The sequence below is a fragment of the Acidimicrobiia bacterium genome (assembly GCA_036271555.1).
Taxonomy (GTDB): domain Bacteria; phylum Actinomycetota; class Acidimicrobiia; order IMCC26256; family PALSA-610; genus DATBAK01.
Genome location: DATBAK010000068.1, coordinates 1 through 4,399, shown reverse-complemented (window position 1 = coordinate 4,399; position 4,399 = coordinate 1). Strand labels below are relative to the sequence as shown.

3 protein-coding genes are annotated in these 4,399 nt (G+C 68.7%); 2 read left to right on the top strand and 1 reads right to left on the bottom strand.

Going from position 1 to position 4,399, the window contains the following annotated elements; all coding sequences use genetic code 11:
• A partial coding sequence (locus tag VH914_16400) for a M20/M25/M40 family metallo-hydrolase (protein HEX4492788.1) occupies positions 1-954 on the bottom strand: 954 nt, incomplete at its 3' end.
• Positions 955-1,047: 93 nt separating this feature from the next.
• Between VH914_16400 and VH914_16395 the strand changes: the two genes are divergently transcribed.
• Together VH914_16395 and clpA are read left to right on the top strand one after the other, a co-directional pair.
• A complete protein-coding gene (locus VH914_16395) occupies positions 1,048-1,389 on the top strand; it encodes an ATP-dependent Clp protease adaptor ClpS (GenBank protein ID HEX4492787.1) in 342 nt (113 codons plus the stop codon).
• A gap of 10 nt (positions 1,390-1,399) precedes the next feature.
• Positions 1,400-3,706: an ATP-dependent Clp protease ATP-binding subunit ClpA gene (clpA, locus tag VH914_16390; GenBank protein HEX4492786.1), complete on the top strand. Its 2,307-nt coding sequence runs from the start codon at positions 1,400-1,402 to the stop codon at positions 3,704-3,706.
• The last annotated feature ends 693 nt before the right edge of the window (positions 3,707-4,399 follow it).

Sequence of the window (4,399 nt, the reverse complement as noted above, 5' to 3'; positions counted from 1 at the left end):
GCCGGTGATCGCCAGCGTCGGGCGCCACGTGCGGTTCAGGATCAGCTCGGTGTTGTCCTTCGTCAGCGGCTGCGCGCCGGGCTGATACGGGAACTTGTTCCACACGTCGTCGCCGATCGCCTTCGCGGTGGCCTCGGCCTGCGCGAGACGCGCGCGCGGGATCTGCGTCGCGAGCTGCGCGAGCTTGATCTGCCCGGTGTGCGTATCCTCGAGGCGATCGAGCAGCATGCGGATCACGCGCTCGCTGCCGGCGACCACGCCGGTGCCATCGCCCGAGTGCACGCCCTCGCGGAGCAGCGAGACCTCGAGCGTGCCGATCACGAGGCCGCGCAGCGACGTCGTGGACCACAGCTGATCGTAGTTCGCGCAGCCGGAATCGAGGCACACGACGAGCGAGAGCTCGCCGATGCGCGGCGCGAGGTGCTCGATGTACGCGGGCAGGTCGTAGCTGCCCGACTCCTCGCACGCCTCGATGAGGACGACGCAGCGCGCGTGCGGCAGCTTGTCCTTGTGCATGGCGTTGATCGCGGTCAGCGATGCGAAGATCGCGTAGCCGTCGTCGGCGCTGCCGCGGCCGAACAGCTTGTCGCCCTCGCGCACCGGCGTCCAGGGATCGAGCCCGGCGCGCCAGCCCGACATCTCCGGCTGCTTGTCGAGGTGGCCGTACAAGAGGACCGTGTCGCCGGTGCGACCACCGGTCGCAGGGATATCCATGAAGATGACCGGGGTGCGATCCCCGATGCGGACGACCTCGAGCGTGGCGCCCTCGGGCAGGTTCGACTTTGCCCACCCCGCGAGCAGCTCGACCGCGCGATCCATGTGACCGTGCGCTTTCCACTCGGGATCGAACATCGGCGACTTGTTCGGGATCAGAATGTACTTCTCGAGCGTCGGCACGATCGACGACTCGAACAGCTGCTCGACCCACTTCGCGGTCCCATCGGTCACGGGCATGTGGGCAACCTACCCGAAATTGCGGGCCACGGCTTCGGGCGCGAAGCGCTACACAACGCCCGAGGGTCTCGTACAATTTTGTCCATGCCTCGGATGTCGGACGACAAGAAGCCACCTGCGACTCGCCGCGATGGCGAGCGGCAGACCGGGCTCGTGCTCGACGAGCGAACGCGCACGAAGAAGCCGCCGATGTACAAGGTGCTGCTACACAACGATGACTACACGACGCGCGAGTTCGTCGTGTGGGTGCTGCAGTCGGTGTTTCACAAGAGCGAGAACGACGCGGTGTCGATCATGAGCCACGTGCACAACAACGGGGTCGGCGTCGCGGGCGTGTACACGTTCGAGGTCGCCGAGACCAAGGTCAGCAAGACGATGGTGCTCGCGAAGGAGCAGCAGTTCCCGCTGCAGCTCTCGATCGAGCCGGAAGATTAGAGGAGGCCACATGCTGTCACCCGAGCTCCAAGCCACGCTCCAGCGCGCCGTCGACGACGTGCGCGAGCGCCGCCACGAGTACATCACGCTCGAGCACCTGCTGCTCGCGATGCTCGACGACCCGTCGGGTCGCGACATCGTCATCAAGTGCGGCGGCGACATCGAGGCGCTGCGCGGCGAGCTCGAGCGGTTCCTCGACGAAGAGGTCGAGGAGCTGCCGGACGGCGAGGAGTCCGCGCCCGACCAGACGATCGCGTTCCAGCGCGTGCTGCAGCGCGCGGTCGTGCACGTCCAGTCGGCGGGGCGCCAGCAGATGACGACGGGCAACGTGCTCGCGTCGATGTTCCGCGAGAAGGACTCGCACGCGGTCTATCTGCTCGAGAAGCAGGGCGTGACGCGGTTCGACGTCATCAACTACATCTCGCACGGCGTGCCGAAGGTCGGCGGCGGGGCGCAGCCGATGGTGCCGCGCACGCGCGGCGTCGAGGACGACGGCGGCGAGGACGGCAAGGTCGCGAACCCGCTCGAGAGCTTCTGCGTCGACCTCACGGCGCGCGCCAAGGAAGGCAAGATCGATCCGCTGATCGGCCGCGCCGACGAGCTCGAGCGCATGATCCAGGTGCTGTCGCGGCGGCGGAAGAACAACCCGCTGCTGATCGGCGAGCCCGGCGTCGGCAAGACCGCGCTCGCCGAGGGACTCGCGCTGCGCATCATCGACAAGAAGGTGCCGGCGCCGCTGCTCGAGGCGAAGGTGTACTCGCTCGACATGACGGCGGTGCTCGCGGGCACGCGCTATCGCGGCGACTTCGAGGAGCGGCTCAAGGCCGTGCTCAAGGTCCTGACGGGCGACCCGAAGTCGATCCTGTTCATCGACGAGATCCACAACATCATCGGCGCCGGCGCGACCAGCGGCGGCACGATGGACGCGGCGAACATCCTGAAGCCGGCGCTCAGCAACGGCGAGCTGCGGTGCATCGGCTCGACGACGTTCAAGGACTACCGCCAGGCGTTCGAGCGCGATCGCGCGCTGTCGCGACGGTTCCAGCGCATCGACGTCGGCGAGCCGACGGTCCCCGAGGCGATCGAGATCCTCAAGGGGCTGCGCAGCCGCTACGAGGAGCACCACGAGGTCAAGTACACCGACGCCGCGGTCGAGGCGTCGGTCGAGCTGAGCGCGCGCCACATCAGCGGCTCGCACCTGCCCGACAAGGCGATCGACGTCATGGACGAGGCGGGCGCGAAGGTGCGCCTGATGGCGCCGGAGCTGCGCCCGACGGAGATCCGGCCGTCGCTGATCGAGGAGGTCGTCGCGAAGATCGCGCGGATCCCGCCGCGCTCGGTGTCGACGGCGGACAAGACCAAGCTCGCGAACCTCGACGCCGATCTGAAGCGGCTGATCTTCGGCCAGGAGGCGGCGATCGACCAGCTCGCGACGGTGATCAAGCTGTCGCGCGCGGGCCTCGGCAACCCCGACAAGCCGACGGGCTGCTTCCTGTTCGCAGGCCCGACGGGCGTCGGCAAGACCGAGCTCGCCAAGCAGCTCGCGAACGTGATGGGCATCGAGTTCGTGCGCTTCGACATGTCCGAGTACATGGAGAAGCACACGGTGTCGCGGCTGATCGGCGCGCCGCCGGGCTACGTCGGCTTCGACCAGGGCGGTCAGCTGACGGACGCGATCAACAAGCACCCGTACTGCGTGGTGCTGCTCGACGAGATCGAGAAGGCGCACCCGGACATCTACAACATCCTGTTGCAGGTGATGGACCACGCGACGCTGACGGACAACAACGGCCGCAAGAGCGACTTCCGCAACGTCATCCTGATCATGAGCAGCAACGCGGGCAGCCGCGAGATGGCGGCGGGCTCGATCGGGTTCTCGCACGGCTTCGGCGACCTCGCCGGGTTCGGCAAGGACGGCAAGAAGGCGCTCGAGCGGGTGTTCACGCCCGAGTTCAGGAACCGGCTCGACGCGACGGTGTTCTTCGGCGCGCTGCCGGTCGAGGTCATCCGCAAGGTCGCGCGGAAGTTCCTCGACGAGCTCGATGGCCAGCTCGCGGAGAAGAAGGTCGAGCTCGAGGTGTCGCCGGCGGCGATCGACTGGTTCGTCGAGCACGGCTACGACAAGGCGATGGGCGCGCGGCCGATGGCGCGGCTGGTCCAGTCGACGCTGAAGGCGCCGCTCGCGAACGAGATCCTGTTCGGCAAGCTGATCGCCGGCGGCATCGCGTTCGTCGACGTCGACGACAAGGGCGACATCGCGATCCGCTGCGAGCCCGCGGCTGCGGCGCCCGCGACCGACGACCTGGTGCCGGCGTAGCTCGCTGGATCTCGGGGCGAACGCCTCGCGCGGCTACCTCGCGCGGGCGGTCGTCGCGAACGCCTCGCGCGGCTGCCTCGCGAGCGCGTGTCCCGCGGACCCGCTCGGGCGACGGCGCTCCCGTAGGTGGTTCCCTGCTTTGCGCGAACCAAGCGTTCGCTCGCTCGGACTTCGCCTGCGCTCGGCTGCGACGCGAACCTCGCTTGCGCTCGGTTCGGTCTCGCCTTCGCTTCGGCTCGTCTCGCGAGCGAATGCCTAGCTCGGTCGCGCTGCGCGCTCCCTCGCCACGGCAGGCTCCCGTTTTTACAAGGGGCCCCGCGTCTCGTCGCGCGCCTGCCCTCGCTCTCCGCGGGACACGGGCGCTCGCGGGCGCGCCGCGCTCGGCTGCCGAGAACGCGCGCGTTGTCGTGGGGCGTCTAGGATTTGTCGGCGACGCCCACGTTCGTCGAGCACGTTCCCGCGCGGCCACGATCACGACCGATTCGAGCACGTCGACGGCCACGTGCTCGTGACCGATCAGCGTGGACTCGTGCGACGAACGTCCGTGCAGACCGCGCGCGTTCTCGGCAGCCGAGCGCGGCGCGCCCGCGAGCGCTCGTGTCCCGCGGAGAGCGAGGGCAGGCGCGCGACGAGACGCAAAGCTCGCCGTCAGGACGGGAGCCTGCCGTGGCGAGGGAGCGCGCAGCGCGACCG

Coding starts and splice junctions, on each gene's coding strand:
- VH914_16395 (HEX4492787.1), top strand. CDS start 1,048: ATGTCGGACGACAAGAAGCCACCTGCGACTCGCCGCGATGGCGAGCGG.
- clpA (HEX4492786.1), top strand. CDS start 1,400: ATGCTGTCACCCGAGCTCCAAGCCACGCTCCAGCGCGCCGTCGACGAC.